The sequence below is a fragment of the Pseudomonas sp. P5_A2_2 genome (assembly GCF_054177685.1).
The window spans coordinates 1-1,201 of sequence record NZ_JBGCUL010001219.1 but is presented as its reverse complement, the minus strand read 5'-3'; the positions used below and the strand labels follow the sequence as shown (position 1 = coordinate 1,201).

Genomic DNA, 1,201 nt, shown 5'->3' with positions numbered 1-1,201 from the left:
GCGTTACACATGGCAATCGCATGCACCGTCCCCAATTGATTGGTGATTTCCCGGGCAAACGGCACGTGCACGGTGGCCGAGCCTTTGCGCAAATCCTTGACCAGCGGGTTGATGGTGGAGAAGTAGGGCGCCACCTGGCAGGCCATTTTGCTGAACGCTTGCGGCCCTGCACTGTTGAACATGCTGAGGAACTGACTCATTTTGATGCCTCTTGAGGATGACAGTTTGCAGAACAATGCTCCGTAACGGAATATTGTTCTGTAACGGAACAGTATTCTGTCAAAGAGAAATCTGTCAACCTAGCGCCACTTGTTCGTTGGCAATCGCCAGCCTCCAGCCATGACTTTCCTGGACTGTTTTTACGCATGGAAACCACCGACCTGCTCGAACGCTGCTACCCCGGACGACGCGCCGAACTCAAGCGCGACATCTTCAGAAAGGCCCTCGGCCTGTTCAACGAACAGGGGATCGAGGCCACCACCATCGAAATGATCCGCGCCGAATGCGATACCAGTGTCGGCGCGATCTATCACCATTTCGGCAACAAGGAAGGCCTGGTGGCGGCGCTGTTTTTTACCGCCCTCGATGATCAGGCCCGTTTGCGCGATAGCTACCTGGCTGAGGCTAAAACCACTCAATCAGGGGTGCATGCGCTGGTGCACAGTTATGTGGATTGGGTCGATAGCCAGCCGGAGTGGGCGCGGTTCCAGTACCACGCGCGGTTTGCCGTCACCAAGGGGCCGTTCAAGGACGAACTCGCCACCCGCAACAAGGTACGCAACAAGCAGTTGCTGAAGTGGCTGGGGGCACACGGCGATGAACTGGGTAGTTTTCCGGGGGAGTTGATACTGTCGCTGATCATCGGCCAGGCAGACAGTTACTGCCGCGCCTGGTTGTCGGGCCGGGTCAAGGGCAGCCCGAAGGCGTACCGGGACATGCTGGCGCAGGCGGCATGGCGGTCGCTGTGCACCGCCGAAACCCACTGAAAATCCTTCCCCTGTAGGAGCGAGCCTGCTCGCGATGACGGCGTCACATTCAACATCAATGCTGCCTGACACGCCGCCATCGCGAGCAGGCTGAACTGGCCTAATGATTTTGGACACTTCAATCGGGCGCTATGATGGCGCCCAAATCTGAGGTGTTTTGGCTATGCGTAAATCTTATTCCAGTGAGTTCAAACTCAAGGCGGCGAGCATGGTGC

General features: G+C 57.2%; 2 protein-coding genes. One reads left to right on the top strand and one right to left on the bottom strand.

Annotated features, from left to right (window positions below; genetic code table 11):
* Positions 1-200, bottom strand: a 200-nt coding sequence (locus tag ACXRVY_RS30250) for a DUF4442 domain-containing protein (protein WP_458239104.1), incomplete at its 3' end; no start/stop codon positions are given.
* A gap of 165 nt (positions 201-365) precedes the next feature.
* Between ACXRVY_RS30250 and ACXRVY_RS30245 the strand changes: the two genes are divergently transcribed.
* Positions 366-986 carry a TetR/AcrR family transcriptional regulator gene (locus ACXRVY_RS30245; RefSeq protein WP_223464000.1) on the top strand — a complete coding sequence of 207 codons (621 nt, stop codon included), beginning with the start codon at positions 366-368 and terminating at the stop codon, positions 984-986.
* The last annotated feature ends 215 nt before the right edge of the window (positions 987-1,201 follow it).

Bases quoted from the DNA above. Each gene is read 5' to 3' on its own strand.
- ACXRVY_RS30245 (WP_223464000.1), top strand. From the start codon at position 366: ATGGAAACCACCGACCTGCTCGAACGCTGCTACCCCGGACGACGCGCC.